Raw genomic sequence first — 16000 nt, forward strand, 5'->3', positions numbered from 1 at the left:
ATTTCCCAGTATGTAAGACCCCTTGTAGACGACGAGGTTGATAGGTTCGAGGTGGAAGTGCAGCAATGCATGCAGCTGACGAATACTAATCGGTCGAGGGCTTAACCAAAACAATCCACTTTACGCAAGTTTCGTATCTAGTTTTCAGGGGGCAAGCCAGCCTGAATTGTAATTCTGATGTTTCTTGGCGGAAGCATCCCGTTTGGTGATGATGGCGGAGGGGACCCACGCGTTCCCATCTCGAACACGACCGTTAAGCCCTCCAGCGTCGATGGTACTTGAACCGCAGGGTTCTGGGAGAGTAGAACGTTGCCAAGCACTATGAAAAGCCTTTTTGAGAGCAATCTCAGGAAGGCTTTTTTGTTGCATAAAAAAATCTCCATACATGGCATAATGCCTGCGTTGGAGAGTGATGGAATTTATCGTGTTTTACTGGATATAACAGGATGTATCCTGGCTTGTTATTTTGATTAATCCATTTTTACGATGGGAACGAAATCGGAAGAGCAGCCATATTCGCGGCAGTAATATCCACAAGTGAAAGATGATTAAATGAATGAACCAGGCCTTAGGGATCCAGGGATAGAGAAGTGCGATGCAAGCAAAACCTATCCAGAACAAGTGAAATTGAACTTTACTTATAAGTCGTATGGAGGCGTGGCCATCCGGGAGAAAGCCGCTCCAGAAAACACCCCACTTGAAGGACCAACCTTTCATCGTGCCGCCAGTTGTAAATTGAAAATATATCCGCACTAGTAAAGCATGTGCGATGAGAAGAAGAGGATAGCTGATTAAAAGTGGGAGCCAGTTCATGGGGTTAAATTGATAGAAGAGAATTGCGATCAGCAGTATGATGTAAACGATAATTTTGTACATACTATGATGAGATCGCTTCATAAGAGTATAGCTATAGATTGTGGAGTTTTTGGAGAGAGCTGGATCTTGTTGCTTCATGATAACCTCCGCAAGGTATTCAACTTAAATATAAGTCTATATCGGCAGATGCATACCAAAATATGAGCGTTTAGCTAGTTTAGGAGGAAGGCGCATCGGTTATACTAGGAATAAAAGAGTCGAGGTGATCCTGTGGAGGAGAATCGAATTGGATTATGTATGATATGTGAGCAGCAGCGGAGCGGAGGAATTCATATCATAACTGCCTTTATTTGCGATGAGTGCAGCAGCGAAATGGTGAGAACGGATGTGAAGGATCAAAAGTATCCTTTTTTCGTCAGTCAGATGAAGAAAGCAATTTATATGGGCGGTATGAAATCATACATGAATTAAAGGAAAGCTTCTATAATGAAGCTTTTCTTTGTTTTTTTGGCGTCGATCCTCTACTATAGGGTTATAAAAGTGCGTTGAAGGAGTAGAATCCTATGGATTGGCATAAAAATAACAAATCAAGAGCACCATTGTTTGAGGCTATGGTTGCACATTATCATAAAAAGTCTTCCAGTTTTCATGTGCCTGGTCATAAATCCGGACAGGGTATCGATGATGAGAGCAGACGATTCTTGCACGCCGTCATGTCGATAGATTACACCGAGATTTCAGGGCTGGATGATCTGCATCATGCAGAGGGGGTCATCTTGGAAGCGGAGAAGCTCGCTGCAGATTGTTTTGGAGCGGAAGAAACGTACTTTCTGGTCGGAGGCAGCACGGTAGGTAATTTAGCAATGATTACGGCTGTATGTGAACAGAACGACTTGATACTGGTACAGAGAAATGTACATAAATCGGTTATCCATGGGTTAATGCTGGCAGGGGCTCGGGCTGTATTTATATCGCCGGCGTGGGATACAGAAACAGGTATTGCGGTAGGTCTGCGTATTGAGGATGTGAAGCAAGCGCTGAATCGGTATCCAGAGGCGAAGGCGCTTTTGCTGACGAATCCCAACTATTACGGAATGGGCGTTGATCTCGAACCTTTCGCTCAGCTCATGCATGAGCATGGGAAAATGCTGCTTGTAGACGAGGCGCATGGCGCTCATTTCGGCTTTCATGAGCAGGTGCCGGCTTCTGCGTTATCGAGCGGTGCTGATGCTGTTGTGCAATCAACGCATAAAATGCTTACCGCGATGACGATGGGAGCTATGCTGCATGTGCAGGGGCCCCGGATCGATAGAATGTCGATCAAGCAGCGGTTAGCAATGCTGCAGAGTTCCTCTCCCTCTTATCCGATATTAGCAACATTAGATCTCGCTAGAAAGAAGATGCACACAGAAGGAAGGGCTTGGATGGAGCAAGGGCTGGTGGTCGTTGAACAGTTCAGAGCGTGGCTTAACGAGCTTCAAATCATAGGCTATTATATGAAGGAATACCCCAAGGCACAGGGTAAAGGTTACACGACTGCTGACCCGTTCAAGGTGAGTATTTATGATAAAACAGGCACTTTATCCGGCTCAGAACTTCGGGATCGTCTTGAGGCTCAGGGTTGTTTCGTAGAGATGGCTGATGCCCGCTATGTGCTGCTCGTATTCACCCCGAGCTCCAGTAAGGAAGACGCACTTCGTGTGTACGAAGCTTTATGTAACATTTGTTTGGAGGGGCAGTTGCAAAAGAAGGAACTTCAAGCGCCTATCTCGAATATAAGTATATTACCCCTCGATACACAAGTTTCATCGCCAGTCATTTTTGATTTGCGCGATTTTAGGAAAACAGGGTCTAAAGAATCTATCGTCAGCATGGTATCGCTCCAAGAAGCGGTTGGTAAGCGATCAGCCGACATGGTCATTCCTTATCCGCCGGGAATACCGTATTTGTACCCGGGAGAAATAATTTCGGCGTCTATCGCCTTCGCATTGCAGCAGCTAGCGGTGAATGGAATAAGGTTTCAAGGTACCGCTTTTGGACAGACACAACAGTTAAACATATACACATAAAATATTACAGCATCTGGTATTGCAGGATTCAGGAGGATAGTGTGAACGGAATATTTATTACGTTTGAAGGGCCGGACGGCGCCGGGAAAACAACGCAATTGCGTAGATTGGCTGAGGCATTTAGGCAAAATGGACATGATGTTGTAGTTACGAGGGAGCCTGGCGGGACCACGATCAGCGACAAGATTCGCAGCATTATACTAGACCCTGTTCATCAAGAGATGGTCGACCAGGCAGAGGTTTTACTGTATGCAGCTTCCAGAGCGCAGCATGTTCATGAACTCATTTTGCCGGCGCTGAAGGCGAACCGGATTGTGTTGTGCGACCGATTCATTGACGCCAGTATTGCCTATCAAGCTTATGGCTTGGGCGCAGATGTGGAAACGGTGAGAGCCATCAATCGATTCGCCAGTTCAGGACTTCAAGCTACGCGAACGTATATTTTAGATGTGCCGGTAGAAGTAAGCTTGGCTCGCCTTCATCAAAGGGCTTCCAGCACGAACGCAGCTGCGGATCAATTGGACCGTATTGAGCAAAAGAATAGGGAATATCACAGTCGGGTTCGGGCTGGTTTCCATCAAATTGCAGCCGAACATCCGGATCGTGTGCGCGTCATTGACGCAAACCGCAGCGAGGATCAGATTGCTGGAGATATTTTAACGGATTGTAATCGGTTGCTGGAGGAACATCTTTCCGGCTGAAGCAGTATTCTTATTAATAGTTTATAATGAAGAGGAGGAATCACCCATGAAATTAGTCGTTGCCGTTGTTCAAGACAAGGATAGCAACCGTCTCTCCAACGCATTAATCAAAGAAGGTTTTCGGGCGACGAAGCTGGCAAGTACAGGCGGCTTTTTGCGAGCTGGGAATACGACTTTCATGATCGGCACGGAAGACGAGAGGGTACAAGAGGTCATGCAAGTCATACGTGCCAATTGTAAAATCAGGGAGCAGCTTGTCACACCGGTTTCGCCAATGGGAGGAACGACGGATTCCTACATTCCTTTTCCTGTTGAAGTTCAAGTCGGTGGCGCTGCAGTATTCGTGCTGCCGGTAGAGCGTTTTGAGCATTATTAATGATTAAGTCCAATCTGTTGCATATAAGGGTGATTTGTTTTGAAAATTAATCCGGGGTGGCAGCCCATCGGTAAAAACGTCAAAGTAAGCGATAACGTTCCAACGCCACAGATGGCGCCCCGGAATTTCTCGGACATTATGCAGCAGCAGGATGAGAAATTTACGCAGGAGCAGCTGACGAAAATGATGCAGCAGATTGCGCTGCAGGGTGATCGTCTGGCAAGGTCGATGACGGTGCGCGAGCTAAGGCAGTATAAACTGTTAGTAAAGCAGTTTCTGGAGGAGACTGCGCGTCGCGGTGTTCATTTAAGAGATACGAAAGGCTGGGATCGTCGCGGCCGTTCGAAACGATATAAGCTGTTGGAAGAAATCGATCAAGAGCTCTTGGCTTTGGCGGATGAATTGCTGGAGTCCGAGGAGGGGCGAATCGATATTTTGCAAAGAATCGGCGAAATTCGAGGTATGTTGATTAACATGTTATTTTAGACGAACAGCTCAGGACGCGTGATGTCGTGTAGTTAAGAAATGGAGCGAACAACCTATGTCCTTTCAAGCAATTCCTGGACAGGCTGCAGCCAAAAGACTTTTGCAGAATGGGCTGAGGCAGGACAAGCTGTCGCATGCTTATATTTTCAGCGGGCCTGTTGGGACAGGACGTTCGGAAATGGCGCTGGCGCTTGCAAAAGCGATATATTGCAAGCATTCGATTGATGATTCGTGCGGCGAATGTCTCGAGTGCCGCAAAGTTGAGCATCGTAATCATCCGGACCTGCATGTCATAGAGCCGGATGGCGCTTCGATTAAGATAGAGCAAATTCGTGAACTGCAAAAAGAATTCGCTTACCGGGCTACTGCCTCGGGCACGAAGATCTATGTGCTGCACCATGCTGAGAAGATGACTGTGCAAGCGGCCAATAGTTTGCTGAAATTTCTGGAAGAGCCGACTTCGCGTGTGGTGGCGATTCTTATTACTGAGAACGGTAATGCGCTGCTGCCGACGATTCAATCGCGTGCGCAGTGGCTTAGTTTCACGCCGATGGCTCGCGATGAAATGGTGCTTGCTTTGCTGCGCGAAGGGCATCCAGCTGCGCTTGTTCAGCCTGCGGCTCATCTGACAGCCGGCTTGCAAGCGGCTAGAGAGCTGATTGCAGCGAATTGGTTTGCAGAAATGAGAAGCGTAGTGTTACAATTAGCGAAGGAGACGCTTACGCGTTTCCCTTCTTCTATGATTACCGTGCAGCAAAAGATTGTAAAGACAGAGCTGGCGGATCACATGTCGAGTCTGTTCGATCTGATGATTCTCTGGTTTAAAGATATGGTGCAGCTGCGCCTGGAACGTAGGGACAAGCTTGTTTATAACGACCAGCTGGATTGGATGGGTTCTCTTGCATTCAGCCGGGACGTCTCCGATTGGGTGCGTATGATGGAACAAGCCGTAGATTTGCAAAAACGTCTACGTTTTAACGCCAATTCACAGCTGGTTATCGAGAAAATGCTCGTGGAGATGCAGGGGGTGTAGCATGTATTCGGTAGTTGGCGTCCGCTTTAAGAAAGCGGGTAAAATATATTATTTCGACCCGATTGATTTGCCTATAGAGAAAGAAAGCGCCGTTATCGTGGAAACTGCACGCGGCGTAGAGTACGGCAAGGTCGTCGTCGGTAAGAAAAGCGTCAGGGAGAATGATGTGGTTCTCCCGCTCAAAAAAGTGATCCGTTTGGCAGACCCTTCGGACGCTGATTTGGTGGAAGAGAACAAAAAAGCGGCTAAGGATGCTTTTCAAACATGTCAAGAAAAGATCAAAGACCACAATCTTAAGATGAAGCTCGTAGACGTAGAGTATACGTTTGACCGTAATAAAATTATTTTCTATTTTACGGCAGAAGGCCGCGTCGATTTCCGTGAACTCGTAAAGGATTTGGCAAGTATTTTCCGCACTCGTATTGAACTGCGCCAAATTGGTGTTCGTGACGAAGCCAAGATGCTTGGCGGTATTGGTCCTTGCGGGCGAATTCTTTGCTGCTCTTCCTTTTTGGGCGATTTCGAACCGGTATCGATTAAGATGGCGAAGGATCAGAATTTGTCGCTCAATCCGACGAAAATTTCGGGTCTGTGCGGCCGTTTAATGTGTTGTCTCAAATATGAACATGATAACTATGAAAGTGCCAAAGATTCGCTGCCAACCGTAGGCAGACATGTTATTACATCCTTTGGTAACGGTAAGGTATTAGCTTTAAATATAAATGAACGTACTGCGAAGGTTCAGTTGTTTGACCTTGGGAAAGCATTGGATTTACCTTTCGATGATGTAGTAGAGCAAGAGTAGAGGCTAAAACCCCGTAGAACAAGCGGTGTGGAGTAAGCATGGATGGCACTAGAGGTGAAAAGGTGGATAAACAGGATATTTTCGGACAGATCGATGGCATCGAAGAACGAATGGGCGCCACGTATGAAGAGCTCGGTGCGCTTAAGAAGAGAATTATTACACTCATCGAAGAGAACAAGCGACTAAGCATTGAAAACGGGCAGCTTCGAAAACTGATACGGCAAGAGGAGACGGCAGCCCCGCCACCGGAAGGAATGGAGATAGAGCCGCCTCCCGCGATTGGCGCAGGTGCCGGTTATGATAACTTAACCCGGTTATATAATGAAGGTTTTCATATCTGCAACGTGTACTACGGACACCTTCGAACTGAAGGAGATTGTTTGTTTTGCTTATCCTTTTTAAATAAATAAGTGCGTTGACCGTAGGGGTGTATGCCTTACGGTTTTTTTCCATCATAGGGAAGTTCGAGAAAGGAAATGAAATAGAACGTTATGAAGCAAGTACCTTTACTGCCAACGGAACGAATCGATGATTTATTGACTCATGATTTGAAAATTATACAAAGCGACCAGGTGTTTAGCTTTTCGTTAGATGCTATTTTGCTTGCGCGTTTTTGCAGTGTGACGCCAAAAGGACGTATGATTGATTTATGCACGGGCAATGGCGTTGTCCCTTTACTGTTAACCACACGTACACGTACGGAAATATGGGGGGTTGAGATCCAAGAAAGATTGGCGGACATGGCGGTTCGCAACATGTTGCTCAATGGTTTGGAAGAGCGGCTGCATATGGTCCAAGGCGATCTGCGAACGATTGTTCAGACCTTGGGACATGGCCAGTTTGATATCGTTACCGTGAATCCTCCCTATTTACCTGTGCCGAATGGAGAACAGAATGTCAATGAACACATTGCTGCAGCGCGGCATGAAATTCATTGCACACTGGAGGATGTTATTGCTGCAAGCGCTAAGCTGGTAAAGGCAGGAGGCAAGGTGGCCATGGTCCATCGCGCTACGCGTCTCATTGATATTGTTTGCCTGATGAGGCAATATCGGCTTGAACCAAAGCGGATTCGCTATGTGCATGCGCGCGCCGGGGAAGAAGCCATGATGGTTCTAATAGAAGGACTGAAAGATGGAAAACCGGAAGTGCGAACGCTGGCGCCTTTAATTGTTTATGACGAGAATCAGGAGTATTGCCAGGAATTGAAAGAGATTTACTACGGAGGCAGGACATCGCTGCAGTAGTGTTCATAGTGAGTAAACTAAAGTAAAGAGGGTAGTTACGCTGAGTTTGAATGTGCAAAAGAGTTATCGAGAGGGCGAAAATGGTGTTGGCACGCTCTATCTCGTCGCGACACCGATCGGCAATCTCGAAGATATGACATTCCGCGCAATTCGCACGTTGAAAGAGGTGAGTCTGATTGCCGCGGAGGACACGCGGCAAACGCGCAAGCTGCTGACGCACTTCGAGGTCGCTACGCGACTCGTCAGCTATCATGAACACAACAAGCAAGCAAGCGGACCGGAGCTCGTCCGCTTGCTGCTTGAAGGGCAGAGCATCGCGCTAGTCAGCGATGCGGGACTGCCGGCCATCTCCGATCCAGGTTATGACCTGGTGAGGATAGCCGTGGAGCAGGACGTGCCGGTGGTGCCCATCCCCGGCGCGAATGCGGCCCTGTCGGCGCTGATTGCATCAGGCTTGCCGACAGAGCGGTTTACCTTCGTCGGTTTTCTCCCCAGGGAGAAAAAGGATCAGACGAAGGTTCTCGAAGAGCTGCAGTTGTCGCAGGGCACGCTGCTGTTCTATGAATCGCCGCACCGCGTGGAGAAAACACTTACCCGCATGGCGGAAGTGTGGGGGGCGGAGCGCAGGGTGTGTCTCGCCCGCGAGCTGACGAAGCGGTACGAGGAGTTTGCCCGTGGCACGATTGCGGAGTGCCTCGCGCACTTAGAGCAGTACCCGCCGCAGGGCGAGTACTGCATCATCGCCGAAGGCGTATCGGCGGCGGCCGCACAGGAAGCGGCAGCCGGTTGGTGGGAGCTGCTCACGTTAGGCGAGCATGTCGAGCACTACGAGCAGCGCGGCAGTGAGCGGAAAGAAGCGATGAAATTGGTCGCGGCTGATCGCGGGTTGTCGAAGCGCGATGTATATAACGCGTTGTTAGAGCGCTAGAGGGGTGATCAAACCACGGCTGCTAAAAAACTATCATATCTAGAGAGGGCTGTTGATTTCTGTTTGCTTCTCTTCTTGGGACTGCAACGGCCCTTGATCTTTCTATGTCCAGGCTGTCTCTCAAAAGCGGGACAAAAAAAGATCTCTAATCCGTGGCCGAAGCCAACAAATTAGAGATTAGAGGAGATATGAAAAAGGTTAGAATTACCAAATGGATTAGTGCTACTTCTATTATATACTATTTTTCTTATTTTGTCACAGGTGTTGGCATTTCTGATAAACAAATATGACAAACAATTTTTCCCTTAAAATAAGTAACGTTCTCGGCATTGCCGCAGAAGATACATGCAGGCTCATATTTTTTCAGCATGATGCGTTCACCATCTACATAAATTTCCAAAGCGTCCTTCTCGCCAATACCCAGCGTGCGGCGGAGTTCGATTGGAATAACTACGCGTCCTAATTCGTCAACTTTTCTAACAATCCCTGTGGATTTCATCATATATAAAGTCTCCTTCCGATTTTATAAAAATTTTATCAATATCGTCATCTTTCGACAATCTCGTATTGCTTTATGATACCAACCATTCCCAAAATAGTCAACCAAATTTTTGTGAATTTATACCCATTTACGCAAAAAAAAATGAATCGTACAATTCGTCGTAAAAAGCTATAACCCCTTTTAAAATAAGGTTTTGTAAGTCTTATCTTACAGGCCGAAAGTAGGAAAATCCGTAACGTTCAAGTGTATTGCCAGCATAGGAAACGGTTGAAAAATGGAATTTGTATTCGACACAAATCGACAAATAATGTCGAATACATAAGTTATATTGTCGAATATATGTCGGATTTGATAAAGAAAGGTAGTGAAAGAATGAAAGAAGAAAAAGTTTTTAAAGATCCGGTTCATAAATACATTTATGTGCAGGATGCAACGATTTGGGATTTGATTAATACGCGAGAGTTCCAGCGTCTGCGCCGTATTCGCCAGCTTGGCACTTCCTTTTTAACTTTTCATGGCGCGGAACACAGCAGGTTTTCACATTCGCTCGGTGTTTATGAGGTTACTCGCAAAATCATTTCCCAATTCGAACGCAATCTCTATGAGGATTGGCCGAAGGATGAGCGGCTGCTTTGCCTTTGTGCTGCGCTGCTCCACGATTTGGGGCACGGCCCTTTTTCACATTCAATTGAAAAGGCTTTTGGTACTAGGCACGAGGACTGGTCATGCCGCATTGTACTTGGCGATACAGAAGTGAACGAAGTGTTGCGCCGGGTTTCCCCGGATTTTCCAAAAAAAGTAGCCGGTGTTATTTGTAAATCATATAGCGAAGAAATTGTGGTGAGTCTCGTCTCCAGTCAATTGGATGCCGATCGGATGGATTATCTGCTGCGAGATGCTTATTTCACTGGCGTTAACTACGGAACGTTCGATCTGGAGCGGATTCTTCGCGTCATTCGTCCCTACAAAGGACATATCGTTGTGAAGGAGAGCGGGATGCATGCGGTTGAAGATTATTTGATGTCCAGATATCAAATGTACTGGCAGGTCTACTTTCATCCGGTTACTCGAAGTGCAGAAATTTTGTTGCATAAAATTTTTCAGCGGGCTAAACATTTATATGAGGAAAACTATACATTTGGCTATATGGTTGCGCCTATTATGCATCTCATTCAAAATAAAATATCGCTGGATGATTATTTGCTGCTGGATGAATCCGTTATGCAATCCATGTTGACGTTCTGGAGTGCAGAGAAGGATGCGATTCTAGCAGATATGTGCAAGCGTTTCTTGAATCGGAATCTATATAAGTACAGCACCTTCGAGGACTCTAATCAGCGTATTCTTCAGCGTCTTCAGCAAGCGATGGAAGAGGTTGGCTTCGATCCGACTTATTATATGGAGATCGATTTCCCATCGGATCAATCCTATGACGTATACCGAGCTGGAGAAAATGACGACAATCTGCCGATTTTGCTGCTGGACCATAAGGAGAATCTAACGGAGATTACGCATAAATCCGAAATTGTCCAGTCGATTAGCGGATTTCAGATGGGGAAACACCACCTATACTATCCTGAGGAGCTGCTGGAGCGACTCCATGCAACAGAGCATGCTGATCTCTGGGCGCTATTAGGGGAACAAGAATAACGAAGAGAAAAAGGAGAACATCATGCTAACCGATTCACACACACATTTAAACGCAGAACAATTCGATGAAGACCGGGAAGAGGTCATCCAAAGGGCGCTGGACGCCGGGGTGACGCGTATCGTGAATGTAGGCTTTAATCGCGAGACCATTCCAAGCTCGATTGCGCTTGCTGAGCAATATGATTTTATATATTCAACCGTGGGATGGCACCCGGTAGATGCCAAGGATATGCAGCCGGGGGATCTGGAATGGATTGAGGAGCTTTGTAAACATAAGAAAGTTGTAGCCATCGGGGAAATCGGGCTTGATTACTATTGGGACACCTCTCCGAAGGATGTGCAAAACCGTGTGTTTCGCGAGCAAATTCGACTGGCGCGTAAGCTGGGTATGCCTATTGTTATCCATAACCGGGATGCGCATCAGGATATTCTTCAAGTGTTGAAAGAGGAGAAAGCGGCCGAGGTTGGCGGCATTATGCATTGCTTCTCGGGTAGTTGGGAGACCGCGAAAATGTGCCTGGACATGAACTTCCATATTTCATTCGGGGGGCCTGTCACCTTCAAAAATGCCAAGCAGCCTAAAGAAGTGCTGGCTCAGGTGCCACTAGATCGCTTGTTGATTGAGACTGATGCTCCTTATTTGACTCCACATCCATTCCGCGGCAAGCGCAATGAAACGTCATATGTTCGGCTCGTCGCCGAAACAGCCGCGGAAATTCGTGGGACGACCGTCGAGGAAATTGCGGAGATTACTACGAATAATGCGATTCGCTTATTAGGTCTCCTTTAGCGCGGCGGCGCGGAATTTACGGCGAAGCACGACCCCGCACAGCAACGAAATTAATGCGATGCTTGCCAGCGGTACAAGCGCATACAGCAGTGGCGCCCTAATTAACAAAGGTATCGTTAATACACATGTTTGTCCGAGTAACACACCCCAGATTATAAAGGCGATAGAGCCCGCCTTCATACTCCGATTAAGCGGGTACATCTCTAGCCAGAACGTATAGCGATGGGCGCGCTCCAAAGATGTAAGCTGGACAAGTGAGATTAAAATAACCACAAAGAAGATAACGCCTTTTGCTACATCGCTGCTGGAAACAAGGATGGCGACAACACCTATTGTTGTAATGCGCAAAACGATAGAAAATATCTCAGTACGCAATAAGGTTTTTGAATATACATACAGATAAGTGGCGTCCTGCTTAAAAGGAATCCATTGCGTAATCCCGCTGATCCAGCTTCGGCGGGTTATTCGTGTTCCTAACTGGGGCACGTCTGTGAACCAATTGAAGAATGCGTACAATCGTGCCTGTTGCTGCTTTTCCTTCGCAATGAGGTAATCCCAGCCGATGACATATTTAGCCGTGAATCGGGCTGCGGCCAACCAGATCAGAATGAGTACTAACGTGATGCCGCTGGCCCATAACAAATTGTGTGCATATTGCAGGTAAATAACGGCGATCGTTGATAGCCAGCGATATCCGGCAGAAACAGCCCTCATGCGATGATTAGTGAAGCGGCCTTCCTGCCAGCTCCCTAATAAGTTCGCGATTTTCACGATCAGCAGATATCCGAGCATCAAAAATACTGGCTGTGCCTGCCTGCCCACACAATGGTGATAAAGAGGCCATAGCACGACCCACGCAAGCAACGTCCAGAAAGCTTGCATAGCCAGGCTGTACATGAAAGCGCTGCGGAAGTACAAGCCCATCCGGTGCTCGATGCGGAGAAGGAACATACGGTCAGCATGTCGCAAAAGCGTGCGAACGGAACCGGACGCAAGCGGGGGAACCAGCAGTAAAAGAGCAATCCAGATATATGGATAATCTGTCGGAAGCTGCTGCAATATTTTCGCATAATAATAGGAAGAAATAATGACAAGAAACAGCATAAAGCCGAGAAAATTGCTGCGGGCTGCATACTGCCAATATCCCATGGTTTCCTTCATATAACGCTCAAATCGCTGCCGCCATAAGTTTTGGGTATTCACTTGCATGGATGTCATAGAGAATCACCCTGCACAAGTTGATAAAAAATGTCGTCTAATGACGCATTGTGGAGATCTGTCTGCTGGCGTAATTCGCCCAAATCCCCTTGAGCGACCATGCGGCCGCGGTGTAGAACGACATAGTTGTCGCAATATTTCTCGATGGTTGACAAAATGTGTGACGATATGAGAAAGCTTGCGCCCTTTCGCTTCATTTTAACCATCAATTCCAACAAGGATCGAATGGCCAGAGGGTCTAATCCGAGGAATGGCTCATCGATAATATATAAAGAAGGTTCGATTAAAAAAGCGTTCATAATCATGACCTTTTGCTTCATTCCCTTGGAGAGATGGCTCGCGAAGCTGTTCAGCTTGTCTTTCATTTGAAACTGCTCCAGAAGTGACTGGGAACGAGCCGTATATTCATCTTTCGACAGGCCGTAAGCCATAGCTGTAAGCTCTAGATGTTCTTTGATGGTAAGCTCCTCATACAACTCAGGGCTTTCCGGAACGTATGCATAAGCGGCCCTATAGGAGAGAGGATCTTCTGCTAATGTGAGACCGTTTACACGGACGACTCCTTTTTGCGGTTGAAGCAAACCGAGAATGTTTTTGATCGTTGTGCTTTTACCTGCTCCATTGAGTCCGATCAGTCCCATCATTTCTCCTTGACGAATAGAAAATGACAGATCATGAAGAACAGGTTTTCCTGGTAAATAACCCCCGTAGAGAGCGTTAACATGTAAGATAGGTTCCATCTCATCGCCTGCCTATTTAGCAAATTATTGGTATTTTTAAGTTAAATTCAACCAATCTTATTATAAACAAATTCACAATCTAAGCATAATTTAGGCCATTAAATAATGAAATTTAACGTAATCATGTGTTATAATGAGAAAAACGTACTAATGACCTACATTTATTATGAAAAATGCCTAATATTACTGAATTTCGTCCTTTTTATCAACACTCGATCCCTTTACAGCAGAAGATTTACAGCGTAATATACTTTTCATAATAACTTAATAACCAATTTGCCATTTTTCCATTCGCTGAGTTCCATTATGGAAACGGGGGAACCGCTGTAAGTCATCGGAAACGAACATTCCGGGGCTGACAGATTGAGTATCAGGGGTGAATCCTAGTGCTTGCTTCGCAAACACTGGGTAGGGCGACTCTCACGTCCGAATCCGTCAGCTAACCTCGTAAGCGTCCAAGAGGGGTAACGATTGTCGTGCTATTTGTATTTCACATGCAAACTAAGCCACGGGAAGAGTTCTCTTCCTGCTGGCTTTTTCATATTTCTGAGGATATTTACAGCCAGGAGCTCATAGGATGATTGATAGGCAAAGGGGGTGGGACTACCACAGGAGCATCGGGCTAACGCCGATCTGCTGTTGGGCAAACTCCGCTTTTATAAGCTGGAGGGGATCATTTAAGTTACTAAAAAACCTTAGTCGCGTCAAATTTAATCATGCGTAACTCTCGACGGCGGGGCTTTGAAGGAGGACCGAAGAAGTGGGCAGTATCTCAATTATGGAGACCCATGTAAAACGATCATCCAGCATGTCCTTCGCATTGCGATGGAAGCATGAAAACTTGCGTTTGATTTTAAGCTTAGCTCTGATTTCAATCGCAATGACTTTCATGTTTTTGGTGTTGTTGTACGGTACGGCTACCAAGAGCGTATCCGTGGTTGTGAATGGACAAGAAACCGTTGTGCATACGAAGCAATGGGTCCTGCAACGCCTACTGGATGAACAAGCCATTAAAATTGGTGAGCACGATGAAGTTTCTGTAGCGCTTTCGACCACAATCAAAGGCGGCGAGAAAATTGTTATCGATCATGCCTCACCGATTCAACTGACTGCTGATGGAAAGACCACCACTGTTTACACAACTGCAAGAACGGTAGAAAGTGCATTGCAAGGTTTACATATTGCACTTGGGGAGCATGATCGTTTATCTCCCGAACCGACGGCCGCTCTTTCAGCTGGCGATGAAATCAAAATCGTCCGTGTGAAGAAAGAGACGGAGGAAGTGACCGAGACGATTGCGTTCGATACGGAAAAGAAATCCGACGCATCGTTGCTCAAAGGTAAAGAGCAAACCGTCCAAGAAGGTAAAGAGGGCGTGCTGCTGAAGAAGAAGGAAAAGACTTTCGAAGACGGTGTGTTAGTCGCGGAAGCAGTTGTGGATGAACAGGTTCAAACGGAGAGTGTAAGTAAAATCGTTGCCGTCGGCACGAAAAACCCTGTTGTCGTCTTGTCGGCTTCTTCACCAAGCGTGGATGAAATCTCCAAGAACGGCGTGAAGTTCGGGTATAAACAAATCCTGAAAAATGTGAAGCTTACCGCTTATTCGGCGGGAGCGGAATCAACAGGTAAATCCGAAGGGGCTCCCGGTTTCGGTAAGACCTTTACAGGGACTACCGTAACGGAAGGCAGAACCATTGCCGTCGATCCGAAGGTCATTCCTTTGGGATGGTGGGTTTACATTGAAGGAGTGGGCTTCCGGCGCGCAGAGGATACGGGCAGTGCTGTGAAGGGCCAAACCATTGATGTTTATTACGAAGATCAAAGCTACGCCAATAAATTTGGTACGAAGCAAGGGTACACGGTCTATGTGGTTGGACCGAAGAAACCATCAGAGAACTAACGAGTAAATGGCTGTCAGTGCGGGTAGAATGAAGTCTATAAGGCACGGGCCTAAGCGAAAGAAGAGGAAACCCCTCTTCTTTTTCTGCGTTGAGATAAGCAGAGTTGTACAGTCGTAGAACATCCGCACGGGCTATAACGTTGTTTACACGTAATTGTTACAGGGAAAGGATTTCACCTCTCTATGATTAAAGAAGTTATTGTTGTTGAAGGCAAGGACGACACGGCAGCGATACGCCGTGCTGTCGAAGCGGATACGATTGAAACAGGCGGCTCTGCGATTGGTCCTGCAGTATTGAAGCGGATCGCGCTCGCGCAGGAGCGCAGAGGCGTTATTATATTTACGGATCCGGATCATGCAGGCGAGCGGATTCGCAAGATTGTGGCGGCGAAGGTACCCGGCTGCAAGCACGCGTTCATCACGCAGGAGCAGGCTGCGTATAAAGGGGATATTGGCGTTGAAAATGCTTCGCCTGAGACGGTTCGACAGGCTCTGGAGAGCCTGCGGACGGAATATGACGGAGCCGTCTCCATGCTGACATGGGAGGATCTCATGTCAGCCGGGCTGATCGTTCATCCCGAGGCAGCCTCTCGCAGGCTGGAGGTCGGTAAGGCGCTCGGGATCGGCTATTGCAACGGCAAGCAGTTCTACAAACGCTGCGCGATGTTTCAGATCACGCGCGAGGAGTTTGAAGCGGCCTTAGAATGTTTAGAACCTAATGATAAAAGAGGACGATAAG

The 16000-nt window shown here is 47.0% G+C and carries 17 protein-coding genes, 2 rRNA genes and 1 riboswitch; of the genes, 16 read left to right on the top strand and 3 right to left on the bottom strand.

What is annotated here, in order from left to right; translation table 11 throughout:
- The 12 genes from ABRS97_RS25205 to rsmI all read left to right on the top strand — a co-directional run.
- Positions 1-109, top strand: a 23S ribosomal RNA gene (locus ABRS97_RS25205); the annotation flags it as partial.
- A gap of 92 nt (positions 110-201) precedes the next feature.
- A 5S ribosomal RNA gene (rrf, locus tag ABRS97_RS25210) occupies positions 202-318 on the top strand.
- Positions 319-1113: 795 nt separating this feature from the next.
- Entirely contained in the window at positions 1114-1287 is a 174-nt protein-coding gene (locus ABRS97_RS25215; RefSeq protein WP_367818664.1) for a sigma factor G inhibitor Gin, read from the top strand.
- Between the two features lie 92 nt (positions 1288-1379).
- Positions 1380-2885, top strand: coding sequence for an aminotransferase class I/II-fold pyridoxal phosphate-dependent enzyme (locus tag ABRS97_RS25220; protein WP_367818568.1), 1506 nt, complete (start codon positions 1380-1382; stop codon positions 2883-2885).
- Positions 2886-2926: 41 nt separating this feature from the next.
- Positions 2927-3586 carry a dTMP kinase gene (gene tmk, locus ABRS97_RS25225; protein WP_367818570.1) on the top strand — a complete coding sequence of 220 codons (660 nt, stop codon included), beginning with the start codon at positions 2927-2929 and terminating at the stop codon, positions 3584-3586.
- Between the two features lie 46 nt (positions 3587-3632).
- A complete protein-coding gene (locus ABRS97_RS25230) occupies positions 3633-3962 on the top strand; it encodes a cyclic-di-AMP receptor (RefSeq protein ID WP_079417169.1) in 330 nt (109 codons plus the stop codon).
- A gap of 39 nt (positions 3963-4001) precedes the next feature.
- A complete protein-coding gene (locus ABRS97_RS25235) occupies positions 4002-4448 on the top strand; it encodes a YaaR family protein (protein WP_367818573.1) in 447 nt (148 codons plus the stop codon).
- A 55-nt stretch (positions 4449-4503) separates the two neighbouring features.
- The gene (gene holB, locus ABRS97_RS25240) at positions 4504-5481 is read left to right on the top strand and encodes a DNA polymerase III subunit delta' (RefSeq protein ID WP_367818575.1); all 978 of its coding nucleotides are present in this window, start codon (positions 4504-4506) and stop codon (positions 5479-5481) included.
- Between the two features lies 1 nt (position 5482).
- Positions 5483-6286 carry a PSP1 domain-containing protein gene (locus tag ABRS97_RS25245; protein ID WP_367818577.1) on the top strand — a complete coding sequence of 268 codons (804 nt, stop codon included), beginning with the start codon at positions 5483-5485 and terminating at the stop codon, positions 6284-6286.
- A 62-nt stretch (positions 6287-6348) separates the two neighbouring features.
- The gene (yabA, locus tag ABRS97_RS25250; protein WP_367818666.1) at positions 6349-6696 is read left to right on the top strand and encodes a DNA replication initiation control protein YabA; all 348 of its coding nucleotides are present in this window, start codon (positions 6349-6351) and stop codon (positions 6694-6696) included.
- An 81-nt stretch (positions 6697-6777) separates the two neighbouring features.
- Positions 6778-7533, top strand: a complete 756-nt coding sequence (locus ABRS97_RS25255; RefSeq protein ID WP_367818579.1) for a tRNA1(Val) (adenine(37)-N6)-methyltransferase — start codon at positions 6778-6780, stop codon at positions 7531-7533.
- A 40-nt stretch (positions 7534-7573) separates the two neighbouring features.
- The gene (gene rsmI, locus ABRS97_RS25260) at positions 7574-8461 is read left to right on the top strand and encodes a 16S rRNA (cytidine(1402)-2'-O)-methyltransferase (protein WP_367818668.1); all 888 of its coding nucleotides are present in this window, start codon (positions 7574-7576) and stop codon (positions 8459-8461) included.
- Between the two features lie 247 nt (positions 8462-8708).
- On the opposite strand, the gene ABRS97_RS25265 is transcribed toward rsmI, so the two are convergent.
- On the bottom strand, positions 8709-8963 hold the full coding sequence (locus ABRS97_RS25265) for an AbrB/MazE/SpoVT family DNA-binding domain-containing protein (RefSeq protein ID WP_163953630.1): 255 nt from the start codon (positions 8961-8963) through the stop codon (positions 8709-8711).
- 372 nt (positions 8964-9335) lie between these two features.
- On the opposite strand from ABRS97_RS25265, the gene ABRS97_RS25270 reads away from it, so the two are divergent.
- Positions 9336-10613, top strand: coding sequence for an HD domain-containing protein (locus ABRS97_RS25270; protein WP_367818581.1), 1278 nt, complete (start codon positions 9336-9338; stop codon positions 10611-10613).
- A 22-nt stretch (positions 10614-10635) separates the two neighbouring features.
- Positions 10636-11403 (top strand): TatD family hydrolase, encoded by a 768-nt coding sequence (locus ABRS97_RS25275; RefSeq protein WP_367818583.1) that lies wholly within the window; start codon positions 10636-10638, stop codon positions 11401-11403.
- On the opposite strand, the gene ABRS97_RS25280 is transcribed toward ABRS97_RS25275, so the two are convergent.
- Together ABRS97_RS25280 and ABRS97_RS25285 are read right to left on the bottom strand one after the other, a co-directional pair.
- Entirely contained in the window at positions 11389-12621 is a 1233-nt protein-coding gene (locus ABRS97_RS25280; RefSeq protein WP_367818585.1) for an ABC transporter permease, read from the bottom strand. The two genes, ABRS97_RS25275 and ABRS97_RS25280, sit on opposite strands and share 15 nt — an antisense overlap.
- Positions 12618-13361: an ABC transporter ATP-binding protein gene (locus ABRS97_RS25285; RefSeq protein ID WP_367818586.1), complete on the bottom strand. Its 744-nt coding sequence runs from the start codon at positions 13359-13361 to the stop codon at positions 12618-12620. The genes ABRS97_RS25280 and ABRS97_RS25285 overlap by 4 nt, the downstream gene beginning before the upstream one ends.
- 282 nt (positions 13362-13643) lie before the next feature.
- Positions 13644-13830: riboswitch (cyclic di-AMP (ydaO/yuaA leader) on the top strand.
- Positions 13831-14121: 291 nt separating this feature from the next.
- Between ABRS97_RS25285 and ABRS97_RS25290 the strand changes: the two genes are divergently transcribed.
- Together ABRS97_RS25290 and rnmV are read left to right on the top strand one after the other, a co-directional pair.
- Positions 14122-15261 carry a resuscitation-promoting factor gene (locus tag ABRS97_RS25290; RefSeq protein ID WP_367818588.1) on the top strand — a complete coding sequence of 380 codons (1140 nt, stop codon included), beginning with the start codon at positions 14122-14124 and terminating at the stop codon, positions 15259-15261.
- Positions 15262-15444: 183 nt separating this feature from the next.
- Positions 15445-15999: a ribonuclease M5 gene (gene rnmV / locus ABRS97_RS25295; protein ID WP_367818590.1), complete on the top strand. Its 555-nt coding sequence runs from the start codon at positions 15445-15447 to the stop codon at positions 15997-15999.
- Position 16000 lies beyond the last annotated feature (1 nt).

The organism is Paenibacillus tabacirhizosphaerae (assembly GCF_040812395.1).
GTDB lineage: Bacteria > Bacillota > Bacilli > Paenibacillales > NBRC-103111 > Paenibacillus_E.

Coding starts and splice junctions, on each gene's coding strand:
- ABRS97_RS25215 (WP_367818664.1), top strand. CDS start 1,114: ATGATATGTGAGCAGCAGCGGAGCGGAGGAATTCATATCATAACTGCC.
- ABRS97_RS25220 (WP_367818568.1), top strand. CDS start 1,380: ATGGATTGGCATAAAAATAACAAATCAAGAGCACCATTGTTTGAGGCT.
- ABRS97_RS25230 (WP_079417169.1), top strand. CDS start 3,633: ATGAAATTAGTCGTTGCCGTTGTTCAAGACAAGGATAGCAACCGTCTC.
- holB (WP_367818575.1), top strand. CDS start 4,504: ATGTCCTTTCAAGCAATTCCTGGACAGGCTGCAGCCAAAAGACTTTTG.
- ABRS97_RS25245 (WP_367818577.1), top strand. CDS start 5,483: ATGTATTCGGTAGTTGGCGTCCGCTTTAAGAAAGCGGGTAAAATATAT.
- ABRS97_RS25255 (WP_367818579.1), top strand. CDS start 6,778: ATGAAGCAAGTACCTTTACTGCCAACGGAACGAATCGATGATTTATTG.
- ABRS97_RS25265 (WP_163953630.1), bottom strand. CDS start 8,963: ATGATGAAATCCACAGGGATTGTTAGAAAAGTTGACGAATTAGGACGC.
- ABRS97_RS25270 (WP_367818581.1), top strand. CDS start 9,336: ATGAAAGAAGAAAAAGTTTTTAAAGATCCGGTTCATAAATACATTTAT.
- ABRS97_RS25275 (WP_367818583.1), top strand. CDS start 10,636: ATGCTAACCGATTCACACACACATTTAAACGCAGAACAATTCGATGAA.
- ABRS97_RS25280 (WP_367818585.1), bottom strand. CDS start 12,621: ATGACATCCATGCAAGTGAATACCCAAAACTTATGGCGGCAGCGATTT.
- ABRS97_RS25285 (WP_367818586.1), bottom strand. CDS start 13,361: ATGGAACCTATCTTACATGTTAACGCTCTCTACGGGGGTTATTTACCA.
- rnmV (WP_367818590.1), top strand. CDS start 15,445: ATGATTAAAGAAGTTATTGTTGTTGAAGGCAAGGACGACACGGCAGCG.